General features: G+C 59.4%; 15 protein-coding genes. 4 read left to right on the forward strand and 11 right to left on the reverse strand.

The window, feature by feature from the left end; translation table 11 throughout:
* Positions 1 to 56: 56 nt before the first annotated feature.
* Positions 57 to 908 carry a crotonase/enoyl-CoA hydratase family protein gene (locus BOSE62_RS07640; protein ID WP_159643892.1) on the forward strand — a complete coding sequence of 284 codons (852 nt, stop codon included), beginning with the start codon at positions 57 to 59 and terminating at the stop codon, positions 906 to 908.
* Between the two features lie 21 nt (positions 909 to 929).
* A complete protein-coding gene (locus BOSE62_RS07645) occupies positions 930 to 1,847 on the forward strand; it encodes an AEC family transporter (RefSeq protein ID WP_159643894.1) in 918 nt (305 codons plus the stop codon).
* 19 nt (positions 1,848 to 1,866) lie between these two features.
* On the opposite strand, the gene BOSE62_RS07650 is transcribed toward BOSE62_RS07645, so the two are convergent.
* Together BOSE62_RS07650 and purT are read right to left on the reverse strand one after the other, a co-directional pair.
* On the reverse strand, positions 1,867 to 2,565 hold the full coding sequence (locus BOSE62_RS07650; RefSeq protein ID WP_159643896.1) for a glutathione S-transferase family protein: 699 nt from the start codon (positions 2,563 to 2,565) through the stop codon (positions 1,867 to 1,869).
* 119 nt (positions 2,566 to 2,684) lie between these two features.
* On the reverse strand, positions 2,685 to 3,875 hold the full coding sequence (gene purT / locus BOSE62_RS07655; protein ID WP_159643898.1) for a formate-dependent phosphoribosylglycinamide formyltransferase: 1,191 nt from the start codon (positions 3,873 to 3,875) through the stop codon (positions 2,685 to 2,687).
* 500 nt (positions 3,876 to 4,375) lie between these two features.
* On the opposite strand from purT, the gene BOSE62_RS07665 reads away from it, so the two are divergent.
* Together BOSE62_RS07665 and BOSE62_RS07670 are read left to right on the forward strand one after the other, a co-directional pair.
* Entirely contained in the window at positions 4,376 to 6,547 is a 2,172-nt protein-coding gene (locus BOSE62_RS07665; protein WP_236553902.1) for a TonB-dependent receptor, read from the forward strand.
* 47 nt (positions 6,548 to 6,594) lie between these two features.
* The gene (locus BOSE62_RS07670) at positions 6,595 to 6,684 is read left to right on the forward strand and encodes an entericidin A/B family lipoprotein (protein WP_394700063.1); all 90 of its coding nucleotides are present in this window, start codon (positions 6,595 to 6,597) and stop codon (positions 6,682 to 6,684) included.
* A 98-nt stretch (positions 6,685 to 6,782) separates the two neighbouring features.
* On the opposite strand, the gene tatC is transcribed toward BOSE62_RS07670, so the two are convergent.
* From tatC to BOSE62_RS07715, 9 genes are all read right to left on the reverse strand, one after another.
* Complete coding sequence (tatC, locus tag BOSE62_RS07675) at positions 6,783 to 7,559, reverse strand: twin-arginine translocase subunit TatC (RefSeq protein WP_159643902.1); 777 nt, start codon at positions 7,557 to 7,559, stop codon at positions 6,783 to 6,785.
* A 109-nt stretch (positions 7,560 to 7,668) separates the two neighbouring features.
* Positions 7,669 to 8,046, reverse strand: coding sequence for a Sec-independent protein translocase protein TatB (gene tatB, locus BOSE62_RS07680; protein ID WP_159643904.1), 378 nt, complete (start codon positions 8,044 to 8,046; stop codon positions 7,669 to 7,671).
* A 34-nt stretch (positions 8,047 to 8,080) separates the two neighbouring features.
* The gene (locus BOSE62_RS07685; protein WP_159643906.1) at positions 8,081 to 8,311 is read right to left on the reverse strand and encodes a Sec-independent protein translocase subunit TatA; all 231 of its coding nucleotides are present in this window, start codon (positions 8,309 to 8,311) and stop codon (positions 8,081 to 8,083) included.
* Between the two features lie 25 nt (positions 8,312 to 8,336).
* Positions 8,337 to 9,044: an SMC-Scp complex subunit ScpB gene (scpB, locus tag BOSE62_RS07690; RefSeq protein WP_159643908.1), complete on the reverse strand. Its 708-nt coding sequence runs from the start codon at positions 9,042 to 9,044 to the stop codon at positions 8,337 to 8,339.
* The gene (locus BOSE62_RS07695; protein WP_159643910.1) at positions 9,037 to 9,822 is read right to left on the reverse strand and encodes a segregation and condensation protein A; all 786 of its coding nucleotides are present in this window, start codon (positions 9,820 to 9,822) and stop codon (positions 9,037 to 9,039) included. Before BOSE62_RS07695 ends, scpB begins: the two co-directional genes overlap by 8 nt.
* Complete coding sequence (gene nagZ / locus BOSE62_RS07700; protein ID WP_159647944.1) at positions 9,819 to 10,838, reverse strand: beta-N-acetylhexosaminidase; 1,020 nt, start codon at positions 10,836 to 10,838, stop codon at positions 9,819 to 9,821. Before nagZ ends, BOSE62_RS07695 begins: the two co-directional genes overlap by 4 nt.
* A 111-nt stretch (positions 10,839 to 10,949) precedes the next feature.
* Complete coding sequence (locus tag BOSE62_RS07705; RefSeq protein ID WP_159643912.1) at positions 10,950 to 11,588, reverse strand: SPOR domain-containing protein; 639 nt, start codon at positions 11,586 to 11,588, stop codon at positions 10,950 to 10,952.
* A 27-nt stretch (positions 11,589 to 11,615) separates the two neighbouring features.
* On the reverse strand, positions 11,616 to 13,340 hold the full coding sequence (gene argS, locus BOSE62_RS07710; RefSeq protein WP_159647945.1) for an arginine--tRNA ligase: 1,725 nt from the start codon (positions 13,338 to 13,340) through the stop codon (positions 11,616 to 11,618).
* Between the two features lie 70 nt (positions 13,341 to 13,410).
* Positions 13,411 to 14,067, reverse strand: coding sequence for a hypothetical protein (locus BOSE62_RS07715; RefSeq protein ID WP_159647946.1), 657 nt, complete (start codon positions 14,065 to 14,067; stop codon positions 13,411 to 13,413).
* Positions 14,068 to 14,175: the final 108 nt, after the last annotated feature.

Below are 14,175 nucleotides of genomic sequence, written 5' to 3' on the forward strand. Positions count from 1 at the left end.
AGAACATCATGCTAGGCCGCTGGCAGCATCTGACAAGAGATAGGAAAAAGAGGATCATGGTCGAGAAAAAATATGAATGTTTCGATGTCGAGATTGGCGACGGCATCGCCCATATCCGGATGAACCGTCCGGAAAAGCTCAACAGCATGAATCGCGCGTTCTGGAATGATCTGCCGGAAATCGTCGAGGATATTGATATCAACGCCCGCGCGCGGGTCATCGTGATCAGCTCGACCGGCAAGCATTTCTCCGCCGGCATGGATCTCTCTGTTTTTGCGCCGCAACCAGACAACAAGATCGACGGCGCGGACAAGCATGTGCTCGCCGAAATGTTCCGCTCCAATGTCAAACGGATCCAGCATAGTTTCAACGCGCTGGAAGAAGCCCGCATTCCCGTTCTGTTTGCGCTGCACGGCGGCGTCATCGGCGGCGCGATCGACATGATCAGCGCGGGTGATATCCGCTGGTGCAGCAAGGACGCGATATTTTGCATCCAGGAAACCAACATCGGCATGACCGCCGATGTCGGCACCTTCCCGCGCCTGCAGCGCTATATCCCCGAAGGCTGGGTCAAGGAAATGGCCTATACCGGTCGCCGGATCGATGCCGCCAAGGCCAAGGAAATCGGTCTGGTCAACGATGTGTTCGACACGCAGGAAGAATGCCTGGCCTATGTCATGGAAACGGCGAAAGAAATCGCGTCGAAATCGCCCCTGGCGATCACCGGCTGTAAAGTGCTGATCAACTATGGCCGCGATCACAGTACAGCGGACACGCTGGACTATATCGGTGTCTGGAACGCTGGCATGTTCCCGCCTTCGCATATTCAGGAAGCAGTGGCCGCGATGGGTGAGAAGCGCGAACCGGACTTTCCCGACCTGTTGCCGCTCCGAACCACAGCGCTGTAATTTCGCCGCCGCAATCACTCGATGATAAATTTCATATATGCCCTGATCCCGGTGATCCTGATCACCGGGCTGGGCTGGTTGCTCGCGCAACGGAACTTCCTGCCCGCCGAGGGATGGCGCGCGATTGAGCGACTGGTCTATTTCATTTTCTTTCCGGCGCTGATCATCAATGTGCTGGCCAGCGCCTCGTTTGAAATCGTGCCCTGGACGATGGTGCTGGCGCTGATCGGCTCGCAAATGGCGCTTGCCATACTGGGGCTTGTTGCCAAGCGGGCCGATGATGGACCCCGGAAAGGGTCTATCATCCAGTCCAATGTCCGCTGGAACACCTTTGTCGGCCTGTCGATTGCCAGCGCGTTGTTCGGCGAGCCCGGACTTGCGCTGATGGCCATTGCGGTCGCGGTTCTAACACCCGTCGCCAACGTGGTTTCGGTGCTCGCCCTGACATATTTTGCGGAGGATAGCGGTAGCCCGAAACCGCATGTGATGATGGACATGATCCGTAATCCGCTGATCATCGGCTGTATTGTCGGCATCGCGCTGAATCTGCTGGACATCGCGCCGACCGGAATGGCCGAAAAGACGCTCGACATACTGGGTGAAGCCACGCTGGCGCTCGGCCTGCTGGTGGTTGGCGCTGCGGTTGATCTAAAAGCCTTCAACCGGGCGGGTCCAACTACTTTGATCTGGTCCGCGGTCCGTCTGCTCGGCTTCCCGGTTGCGGCTCTGGCTGCCGGGCTGTTGCTCAACCTCGCGCCGGACAGTCTGGCAATTGTCGTGATCGCCGCATCCACGCCGACCGCGAGCAGCGGCTATATATTGGCGCGTCAGCTAGGCGGCGACGCTACCCTGTCGGCCAATCTGATTGCGGTGCAGACCGTGTTTTCGGTTCTGTCCATGCCCGCGATCTATGCGCTCTATCTGCTGGTTCGGGCATGAGAATTCTGCCGGGCCCCGCCTAGCTCAGATCATATTTCTCGGGCACGAATTTCGCCATGATCTTGTCACAGACGGCGTTGTTGCGCTGGAAACAGTCGTGCGCCTTCATCGCCTCGAAATGGGCGACCAGCGATGGCCAACGGGATTTGTCCGGCAGACCGGCCAGCATCTCGGTCTGGGCGATCTGGGACGCGACCGATATATCGGCGATGGTCACATTCTCGCCGATGAAAAAGGAGCGCCCGTCCAGATATTGCTCGAGATAGTCCCACAACGGCGGCAGCTTCTCGTTCCAGGTCTTGCGCGCCGTTTCAACATCCGGTTCCTTGCGCTGGAACAGATTGAAGATGATCGGCCGGAAAAGCCCCAGGCCACCGGCCATCGCCAGTCCGGTGTCGGCATATTCCTCCAGCCAGAGCGCCTGGCCATGGTCGAATGCGTCGGCGGGATAGACGGCAGGGTCGGGCTGTTTCTTTTCCAGATAGCCGCAAATCGCCGAGCTGTCGGTAATTGTCCCGGCAGGGCCTTCTTCGGCGATATCCCGGTCGCGCAGCGAGGGAATGCGGCCAAGCGGGCTGATCGGCTTGTACCAGTCCGGCAAGACCATGATGCTGACCTCCTCGCAGTCATAATCAAGCCCCTTGAGCGCGAGCACCGCCTCGACCTTGCGCTGGAAGGGGGACAAAGAAGAGCCGTAGAGGACGAGCGATGCGGTCATGGGGTATTTTCTCCTGATCTTTGCAACTTCAATGGCGGATTGTTTGGAGATTGAAAAGCCCCGTCCCGCTCCTTCTCCTTTACGGGACAAGGCGATTGGCGGTCCGCTCCATAATTGTTTCAGGAATATTCAATCCCCACTGCATCAGCCGCCTGCTTAGCCAGCTTCCGCGCCGCATCCGTATCCGCGCCTGTCGCCAGCGCCACCGCCATCCGCCGGTAAGGCCGCGTCACCGGCTTGCCAAATATCCGCACATCCGTTTCCGCGCCCTCGTCGCCCAGTCCCAGGGCATCGGCGACGCCGGTAAATTCGAACTGCTCGCTGTCCCGGTCGGCGAGAATCACCGCGCTGGCGCTGGCCGGTGCGGTTAGCGCGATATGCGGTACCGGAAGCCCCATGATGGCGCGGGCGTGCAGGTCGAATTCGCTGAGATTCTGGCCGATCGAGGTGACCATGCCGGTATCATGCGGTCGCGGACTGAGCTCGGAGAAAATGACTTCGCCCTGTCGGGTAACGAAAAACTCGACCCCGAACAGGCCCCAGCCCCTGCCGTCGCCGCCAAGATTTTCGACGACCTTGCGCGCCATATCCTGCGCGCTGGCCAGCGCCGCATCGGTCATCGAGGCCGGTTGCCAGCTTTCCTGATAATCGCCCCGCTCCTGCCGATGGCCGATCGGCGGGCAGAAGTGCACGTCATCCCGGGTGCGCACGGTCAGCAGCGTAATCTCATAGTCAAAGTCGATGAACTGCTCGACAATCACCCGCGCCCGGTCGCCCCGCATATTGGCAACGGCATAGTCCCAGGCCGCTTCCAGATTATCGGCGCTGTCGACCTTGCTCTGCCCCTTTCCGGACGAGGACATCACCGGCTTGATCACCAGCGGCAGGCCGATGTCATCCGCTGCGCCGGCGACTTCGGCAAAACTTTCGGCATAACGGTAGCGCGAGGTGGTCAGCCCCAGTTCCCCGGCCGCAACATCGCGGATTGCATCGCGGTTCATCGTCAGCCGGGTGGCCCTGGCCGAGGGTACGACATGATAGCCGTCCGCTTCGACTTCGGCCAAAACTTCCGTCCGTATCGCCTCGACCTCCGGAACAATCAGATCGGGCCGGTGCTTCTCGACGGCCGCGCGCAATTCTGCACCGTCGAGCATCGAGAAGATCTCCCGAGCGTCGGCAACCTGCATGGCTGGCGCATTGTCATAGGCATCGCAGGCAATGACATACGCACCAAGCCGCTTGGCCGAGATAACAAATTCCCGGCCCAGTTCGCCGGAGCCGAGGAGAAGGATTTTTTTGGTAAAGGTCATGGGGTGGCCATAGCCAAAGCCAGTGGTGTCGTCATCCTGAACTTGTTTCAGGACCTCCGCCGCCTGATCCAGAATCTGCTGGCAAGAGTGAGAAGGGTCCGCAACAAGTACAGCATGACGAAAGTGATCTGGCCGCCCCCGCTCGCCATCATCGCTTCCATCCGGCGCTCCATTACCTTTTCCGACACATCCTCTACATGGGCACTAATATGGCGCGACTAAGACCACCTGTGACCGAACGGGTCTGTCAGCCGCCCGGAACGGTCGCCGCAAGACCGGTCTTCCACCGGACGGACGACTGCGACAGGTGCATATGCTCGCTTGCACCGAAAGCTTCCGGTTGGAGCAAGATCGCTGCCTCGGTATTTTCCCCTTCCGGGCGCCGGCATTTGTTGCAGAATTGCCTCACCCTGCCAGATTCGGATATTTCCTGTTTGATATATTATATCATATCCCCTATCTAGCGGACGATTCCTGTCCCCAAGATATAAGAGATAAATGTGTCACACAGAAAATTCCTGATTTCCGCTGCCATTCTGGCGCTGCCCGCAACTCCTGCCTTTGCCCAGCAGGAAAAGACCGCCGAACAGCGCTCCACCGGCCTCGCCGATGATTTTCACGATGACGATATGATCATCGTTACCGCACCTTATGTCGACCAGCTCGACATATTGGCCGGTACCTCGGCGCTCTCCGGCGATGATCTTGCGAAAGATTTGCGCGGCCAGATCGGGGACAGCCTGACCTCCCTGCCCGGCGTATCGTCGACCAGTTTCGCGCCCGGTGCCTCGCGGCCTGTGTTGCGCGGGTTTCAGGGGCCACGCGTAAAGGTGCTGACCGACGGCATCGGTTCGCTCGACGCATCCAACACTTCGGTGGACCATGCGGTGACCATTGATCCGCTCACTGCCCAGCGGGTCGAGGTTCTGCGCGGCCCTGCGGTCCTGCTCTTCGGCGGCGATGCGATTGGCGGCGCGGTCAATGTCATTGACAAGCGCATTCCCCGCGACGTGCCGGAAGATGCAATCCACGTGGATGCAATCGGCGGATACGGCAGCGCCGCCGATGACTGGAGCCTCGCCGGATCGGTAGACGTCCCGCTGACGTCCAAGCTCGTGATCCATGCGGACGGCAGTTTCCGTGACAGCGGTGATGTTCGGGTTCCCGGATATGTCCTGTCGCCCGAACTGCGCGCAGACCTGCTGGCCGACGCGGCCGAAGAGACCGAGGAAGGTCACCTAGAGGAAGCGGAAGAATTGACCGAAGCCGCCAATCAGCGGGGGCGGATCGAGAATAGCGCCAGCCAGACCTACACCGCCGGTGTTGGCTTGGCCTTTATTGACGACGGCGGCCATCTCGGCGTCTCGCTAAGCTATTATGACTCGGACTATGGCGTACCGAGCCGACCCGGCACCGAACATGCGCACGGCGAGGAAGAAGAGGATGATCACGATCATGACGACGACGATCATGATGAAGACGAGCATCACGACGAAGAAGCGCCCGTAACAATCGGGCTGGAACAGATTCGGGTCGACCTGCGCGGCGGCGTCAATCTCGGCGGCTTTTTTGAATCGCTGAATTTCCGTGCCGGCTATTCGGACTATGAGCATACCGAGTTTGAAGGCGATGAAATCGGAACCGTTTTCTCGGTATCGGGTATCGAGGCGCGGGCCGAGCTGGTCCAGGCAGACCATGACGGCTGGCGCGGCGTGATCGGGACCCAAGTTCTGGTCCGCGATTTCAACGCCATCGGAGCGGAAGCCTTTGTACCGAAAAACAGTCTGGAAAGCTGGGCCTTGTTCACGGTTCAGGAAGTTGATCTCGGCAATTGGGAAGTGGAAGGCGCAATGCGTTTCGACCAGACCGATATCAGCGCCAACAGCATCAATTTTGAGCGCAGCTTCAACACTTTCTCGGGCGCGCTGGGGCTTGCCTATGCACCGGATGACAGTGCCTTCAAGGTCGGTGTCAATCTCTCGCGGTCGGAGCGTGCGCCCTCGGCAGAAGAACTGCTTTCCGATGGCCCGCATATCGCCACCCAGGCCTATGAAATCGGCAACCCCGATTTTACCACCGAGAAAAGCTGGGGCGGCGAACTCTATGCCCGCTGGGATAGCGACGATGTCCAGCTGAGCGCGACCGTCTATGCCAATTTCTTCGATGATTATATTTTCGAAGCAGAAACCGCTGCCGAGGAAGACGGCCTGCCGGTCTTCCAATTTTATCAGCAGGACGCGACCTATTATGGCGTCGAGGCGTCTGCCTCGGCGGTGGTCGGTCGGGCTGCCGGCTTTGACTTCATCGTTGATGGCGTAGCCGATTATGTGCACGCCAGAATCAACAATGGCGGCGGTCCGGTACCGCGGATCCCGCCGCTTCGCCTGCTCGGCGGAATCGAAGCACAAAGCGGCTCCTTTGACCTGCGTGCGGAAGTCGAATGGGCCGATGGCCAAGATCGCGTCGCGGCTTTTGAAACGCCGACCGACAGCTTTACGATGGTCAACGCCTCTGTTGCATGGCGGCCATTCGGCAAGGAAGGCGGCGTGACATTGCTGGCATCGGCCAATAATATTTTCGACGTCCAGGCCCGTCGTCATGCCTCGTTCACTAAAGACTATGTACCTCTGTCCGGTCGTGATATTCGCGTCAGTGCAAAGTTCAGTTTTTAGGATGTTCTAACATGCAGAAAATTACCGCAGCAATCTTGATCTCTACAATGGTGTTGCTCAGTGCCTGTGCCACCGTCAAGGGTGTCGGCAGGGATATCGAGTCGGTTGGCGAAGCCGGCCAGGATGCGATTGATTAAGAAAGCTATTACCGTTCTCCGCACTTGAAGCGGGACCTTGGTGATGACAAGTGATTATCATCCTGGGACCCGCATCATTTGCGGAGCACGACAATGCTCTAGGACGAGACTATTTCCCGCTTCTTCCGCTCGGTGGCCCACATGATGAGCAACGAGACCTCGTAGAGCAGGATCAGTGGAATTCCGAGCATCAACTGCGACACCACATCCGGCGGTGTCAGGATCGCGGCCAACGCAAAGGCGCCGACAATCATATAACGTCTCACACCCTTCAGCTGCTGCCGGCTGACAATCCCCGCACGGTTGAGCAGCAGGAGCAGCACCGGCAGCTGGAAACAGACGCCGAAGGCGAGAATGAACTGCATCACCAGCGACAGATAGTCGCCCATTGCCGGCAGCGCTTCCTGCTGGAGACCGCCAACCGCCCCCTCGAACCCCAGGAAGAAGCGGAAAGCCGTCGGCATGACGATGAAATAGGCCAGGGACGCGCCCGCCATGAACAACAAGGGCGTCGCGACGAGAAAGGGCAGGAACGCCTTTTTCTCATTGGCATAGAGGCCGGGTGCCACGAAGGCCCATAGCTGGTTGGAGATGATCGGAAAGGCCAGGAAAAAGGCCGCAAAAATCGCCACCTTGATCTCGACGAAAAAGGCTTCGTAGAGCTTGGTGTAGATGATTTTCCCTTCGCCCGCCGGGAACGCATCGGTCAGCGGCTGCACCAATATCCCGAAAATTTCGTCGGCGAAAAATATGCTGACCAGAAAAGCCGCGCCCAGCGCCGCCACCGACCAGAGCAGTCGCTGACGCAACTCGATCAGATGCTCGATCAGCGGCGCCTTGCTCTCGTCGAGATCGGGTTGGCTCTGGTCGTTCATGCCAGACCACCGGAAATCAGGCAATCTCGATTGTCCGTGACCCATTTGCCAAAGCACCAAGCGGACGGGGAGGAGCCGGTTGGCAGGAACAACCGATCAGAAAGGTCCGTCATCCCTGATTGCCCTCGGTCTTGTTGACAGGAGCCGCCGCACCGGTGTCGGAGCCGGTGTCGGCCTCAGCCTCGGCCTCCGCAGACGGGCCGTCCAGCGGTTCCATAACCGGCTCGTCTACCGCACTTTCATCCGGCAGCGCCGGATGAAAGTGCATGATCCGCTCATTCTCGGACGCCCATTTCTTTTCCATTTCCTGCAGTTCGGCTTCGCGCACCATGGCATCAAGGCCGGTCCGGAAATTGGCCATGATACCGCGGCCCTTGGCCATCCATTTGCCTGCGGTTGACAACGCGCGCGGCAATTCCTTGGGGCCGATGACAACAACGGCAATGATCGCGATAATCGCGATCTCTGATATGGAAAGGTCAAACATATATTATGCGGCCCGCGATCCAGAGGCCGGCAAATCAACCAGCCGTCTTGTCAGCGGTCTTGCTGGTATCGGCTGAAAGATCACCGCTCTTGTTATCGATCTTGGGGGTCGGTTTCGCGGCATTTTCCTCTTCCTCGGTAATGCCCTTCTTGAAAGAGCGAATGCCCTTGCCGACATCGCCCATCATCTCGGAAATCCGGCCACGACCAAATAGAATCAGAACCAGCGCTGCTACAATTAAAATCTGCCAAACACTCGGTTGCATGCGATTTTCTCCTTATCCACCCTATTTAGGCAGTTTCGGTTTGGTTTTCCAGCAAAACACCATCCTGATCCGCAATATCTCGCACAGCGGATTGTTCTTCGGCATTGACCGCCTCCGCCTCGACTTCCGCTTCCAGCTCCATCTGTTCCAGGGCCATATCGACCGGATCCAGCAAACCCGCGGCTTTCAGATCATCCAGTCCGGGTAGATCGCGGCGGCTTTGCAGACCAAAATGGGTCAGAAATTCTGCCGTCGTCGCATAGATCAGCGGCCGGCCCGGCACCTCGCGGCGGCCCGCCGGACGGACCCAGCCGGCCTCCATCAGCACATCGAGCGTGCCCTTGGCGACCTGCACGCCCCGGATGGATTCGATTTCTGCCCGGCTGACCGGCTCGTGATACGCAATGATGGCCAGCGTCTCCATCCCGGCCCGGCTGAGCTTGCGCAGTTCGGCACGCTCGCGACGGAGCAGATGGGACAGATCGGGCGCGGTCTGGAAATGCCAGCGATCGCCGGTCTTGACGAGGATGATCCCCCGCTCCCGGAAATCATCCTGCAAGTCGGCGAGAATTTGCCGGACGTCCAGCTCTTCTCCGACATAGGTCCTGATCTCGGCAATCGTCATCGGCTTGTCCGAGGCAAAAAGCGTCGCCTCGATCGCGCGTTTGCCGATATCCGGTGCATCCGGCTTCGCTTCGATCAGGCTGGTATCTTCGCTGTCAAATTCACCCATTTGTCGTCGCCTTTATCCTGAGCGGTGAGAAGCTCTCTTTCTGTTGCAATTGCAGCTTCCCTTGCCGCGCGAGTTCCAGTGTCGCGAGAAAGCTCGATGCGAGCGCCGATTTGCGCAATTCGGGTGGCGCGCCAGGCGGCAGAAAATGCCGTATGTCCATCCAGTCGATCGCTTCTCCCAGCATCATCGAGACCCGCGCGAGCGCATCTTCCAGCGTCATCACCATGCGCTGCTTGACCACATGGATCGCCGGCGCACCGCGCACTTTCACACGGGAATAGGCCGCGATCAGGTCATAATATTCCGCCTGCCACTGCCGCTCTTTGAACACCCGCAATCCTTCGGGTGCGCCGCGCATGAACACATCGCGGCCAATCCTGTCGCGCGCCAGCAGCCGGGCACCGGCTTCCCGCATAGCATTCAGCCGCTCCAGCCGCATTTGCAGCCGCAAAGCCAGTTCCTCGGGTGATGGATCGATCTCCGGATCCTTGGGAAGCAGCAGACCCGATTTCAAATAGGTCAGCCAGGCTGCCATCACCAGATAGTCTGCGGCCAGTTCCAGCCGCAATGTCTGGGCGCTGGCAATATATTTGAGATATTCCTGCACCAGTTCGAGAATCGAGATCTCGCGCAAGTCAACCTTCTGGTTGCGGGCGAGTGCGAGCAACAGATCGAGCGGCCCTTCCCAGCCATCGATATTGAGAGTCAGCGCGCTGTCGTCTGAAGCCACCGGATCGGCAGGGAAGAAAAAGCCTTCATTCTCTGGCTCTTCGCTCATGCAACTGCCGCCATCAGCCCGTCCCGCCTGGCGAGCAGGCTTGCCAGCTCTTCCCCGGCTCCGGCAACGGACACATCTGCGATTGTCGACATGGCATCGTCTAGCCGCTGCCGCGTTTTGTCCGACATCGGTGACAGGCGTTCGGCAATACCGGTCATGTCGGCCATTTTTGCCCAGCAATTGAGCGCAATATCGCAACCGGCAACCTGCGCCCGCTCGGCCCGCTCCGGAACCGTGCCGGACAGGGCTTCCATATCCAGATCATCGGTGAACAGCAGGCCGTCAAAGCCGATGCGGTCACGAATGATATCCTGCACTACCGTTTTCGACAATGTCGATGGCGTCTCCGCGTCCCAGGCGGTGAAAAGCAAATGGCCGGTCATGCCCATCGGCGCATTTTTCAGCATCTGGAACGGGGCAAGATCAAGCGCCAGTTCTTCGTCACTGGCGGTCACCGTTGGCAGGGCCTTGTGCGTATCGACGCTGGTCCGGCCGTGCCCTGGCAAATGCTTGACCACCCCGACCACGCCACCGCGCTGCAAGCCGTCCAGAATAGCCCGACCGAGAGCGGCCACGCGCAGGGGTTCGCTGCCCAGCGCGCGATCGCCAATGACATTGTCAGCGTCCGGCTGGCGGACATCGAGCAAGGGATGGCAATCGACGCTGATGCCGACCTCGTTCAGCGTGACGGCAATCGCCTGCGCATTGAGCCGCGCCGCCTCGATCGCGGTAGCGGGGGCGATGTCATAGAGCTTGTCGAAAATCTCTCCAGCCGGGAATTGGGGCCAGAGCGGGGGCTGCATTCGCGCCACGCGGCCACCTTCCTGATCGATCAGAATCGCCAGATCATCACGGCCATGGAGCGCGCGCAACTCGTCGGTCAGCGCCCTGAGCTGCGCCTTGCTGTCGATGTTGCGGCCGAAAATGATATAGCCCGCAGGATTGCTGTCGCGGAAAAATGCCTTTTCATCGGCGGTCAGGCTCAGCCCCGCAATCCCGAATACCGCCGGCGTCATAGCCATGATGATATTTTCTCATGCAACATGTCTTATACTCGCGCCGTTTCGCAGCCGGGTAAAGGTGAAAGCGCCGTTATCCACAGCGCTTCAACCATCAATTGCCAAAAATCAGCGAACGACGAGACAGCTTTCCCCGGCAGCTTTGAGATTGTTGCAGATTTCCTGCGCCGCTTCACGGCTGGGCGCAACCGCGTTCAGGCGGTAAATCGTACCGCCATCCAGCTTGCCGGGAATGATCTTTTTCGGCAGCGAACCGATGGCTTCAAAGCGGCGGGCATAGCCAGCCCAACTGTTGTCGGCGAGGCCGGCGGAACTGAATGCACCGAGCTGGATCAGCGCGCTTCCCGCGGCCTCGGCTGCCGGCCCGGTATCGGCCTTACGGATTGGCGCTTCGGTAGTCGCGGGATTGCCCAGTTGCGCCGGCGTTTCCTGTCCCTCGCTGGCGGCGAAACTGGCATCGCCCTCGCCTTCAAACTGTTTCGCCTGCGGATCGTCGGGGCGAACCTTGAAATCGCCTTCCTGCGCCGCGATCAGTTCGCCGCTGCCGTCCAGCCCGCCACCATCGCGGTTCTGCAGCCAGTAGATGCCGCCGACAATAGCCGCCAGAAACAACAGGCCCACGCCGACAAATATCGCCACCCGGACCGGAGAATATTCGCCGTCGTCATCATAATCTTCGGCCGATTCCAGCCAGGGCAAACGATCGTCGTCGTCAAGATCGAGATTGTCGCGGGTGATATCTGACATTTTATGCTCCATTAGCCATAGGGCAGATCACATCGATTCTGCGGCCTCTACGCCCATCAATGCAAGACCGTTCTTCACAGTCTGCCCTATATTCTTGGCTAAGAAAAGCCTCGCCGACGTCGTTTCCGGGTCGTTAACCATTATGATCCGCTTGTCAGGCCGGTCATTGCCCAGATTATAATAGCCGTGAAAAGCGGCTGCCAGATCATTGAGATAGAATGCGACTCGGTGCGGCTCGCGCGATGCCGCTGCCGATTCGATGATCCGCGGGAATTGCGCCGCCAGCTTGACGAGTTCCAATTCCTCCTCGCCGAGACGGTCCAGATGCGCAGCGGACGCCACCACGCCGTCTTCAGCCGCCTTGCGCAGCATCGACTGGATCCGGGCATGAGCATATTGCACGTAAAAGACCGGATTGTCGCGCGAGGCTTCCATCACCTTGGCAAAATCAAAGTCCATCTGCGCGTCCGCCTTGCGGGTCAGCATGGTGAACCGCACGGCATCCTTGCCAACTTCATCGACCATGTCGGCGATAGTGACAAAATTGCCGGACCGTTTCGACATTTTCTCAGGCTCGCCATTGCGCAGCAAGCGGACCATCTGCACCAGCTTGACATCGAATTTGGTCTCGCCGCCGGTCAGGGCCGCGACCGCGGCCTTGATCCGCTTGACGGTGCCGCTGTGATCAGCGCCCCAGATGTCGATCAGTTCATCGGCGCTTTGCGCTTTCTGGAAATGATAAGCGAGATCGCCGCCAAAATAGGTCCAGCGGCCGTCGGATTTCTTGATCGGGCGATCCTGGTCGTCGCCAAATTGCGTCGACCGGAACAGCGGCAGTTCGACTGCTTCCCAGTCATCAATCACCTTGCCCTTGGGCTGCTCCAGCACCCCGTCATAGACGAGATCGCGGGAGCGTAGCTCGGCTTCGGCGGCGTCCGCCTTGCCCGCTTCGTGCAATTCTGCCTCGGAGGAGAAAACATCGTGGCGGATACCCAGCATGGCCAGATCGGAACGGATCATGTCCATCATCTTGGCGACCGCCGCCTTGCGGAAGGTCAGCAGCCAGTCGGCTTCCGCCGCATCCTTGTATTTTTCGCCAAACTCGGCGGCCAGAGCCTCGCCCACCGGCTTGAGATAGTCGCCCGGGTAAAGGCCTTCGGGTATCGTGCCGATATCCTCGCCCAGCGCCTCGAGATAACGCAGATGCGCCGAACGGGCGAGCGTGTCGACCTGCGACCCGGCGTCATTGACATAATATTCGCGGATCACCTTGTGCCCGACAGCCTCGAGCAGATCGGCCAGCGCGTCGCCGACCACCGCGCCGCGGCAATGGCCCATGTGCATCGGTCCGGTCGGATTGGCCGAAACATATTCGATATTGACCGTGACACCCCGGCCCTTGTCGGAGCGGCCATATTCCGGTCCCAACTGCTCGATTTCCAGCAGTTCACCGAGCAAGACCGGCGCTGCAACCCGCATGTTGATGAAGCCGGGACCAGCAATATCGACCGACTGCACATCATCCAGCGCGTCCAGCTTCTCCGCAATTTTTCCGGCCAGGTCGCGCGGCTTCATGCCCGCCGCCTTGGACAGGACCATCGCCGCGTTGGTCGACAGGTCACCGTGCGACGGATCGCGCGGCGGCTCCAGCGTGACATTCCCGCGATCAACGCCGGAGGGAAGTATCTCCGCGTCGGTCAGTTCATCCAATATCGCATCAATATGCTTCTGAAAAATATGGAACAGCATGATTGGTTCAGTTCGTCACAGGAAAAGGGGCCCGACAGGATCAGGCACGGTTGGTTGGCAATTCAGGCGACCCTTATCGGGTTGCGTTATACTGTAGCTGCGCCTGGCTCAGTTGAAAACCGACCAGCAGTTCGAACGAGGATCGCGCGACTGCAGCCTTGATTGTCGGATCGGCGAGCGGATCGAGCGCCGCGTCGGGATCACCGGCCTTACGGCGGCGGGTCAGGCGTTCGATCACCTCGTCCGGCAGGCGCGCGGCAGAAGCGTCGACATAAGCACCCGCATTGGCGGAAGCCGTCGCCCGATAGGCGCCATCGGCAAATTGCAGGGTCACGTTGCCGACCCGCTTGGCAACCACAGCGGTGCCGCCCTGGACGACCGTCGAGAAATAGGGAATGGTAACCGTACGGGCGCCGGCCGGATTGGTCCGCGACGCGTGGACATCAAAGGCCGCTTCGCTGTAAATCCGGGCGCTTTCACTGTTGCAGGTGGAGCGGACATTGGTGATATAGGCGACCACGTCGATGGCGCTGGCATCGGTGCTGCTGGCCGGGTTGAAGATGGTGATGTCGCCGGTGTGATCAGGCACCGCAACCGCCGGACAACCGCTGCGGATTACCGAAATACCGACGCCCGAGCTAAGGTCGATTGCGCCTTCCCGCGCACATCCGGTAACCGCCAGAACCGCGACCCCTGCCAAAACCATTTTTTTCAACCGGCCATTCGCCATCATTTTCAATCCTTGCCTTTGATCACGGGCATCACACATAGGTTCCATGCGCGCCGATAAAAATTTCGCAACCCTTATCTGGGCCTTTAATGCGGTGCAACCGTCCAG

This window comes from Sphingorhabdus sp. 109, from assembly GCF_902506555.1.
In the GTDB taxonomy this organism is placed as follows: domain Bacteria; phylum Pseudomonadota; class Alphaproteobacteria; order Sphingomonadales; family Sphingomonadaceae; genus Parasphingorhabdus.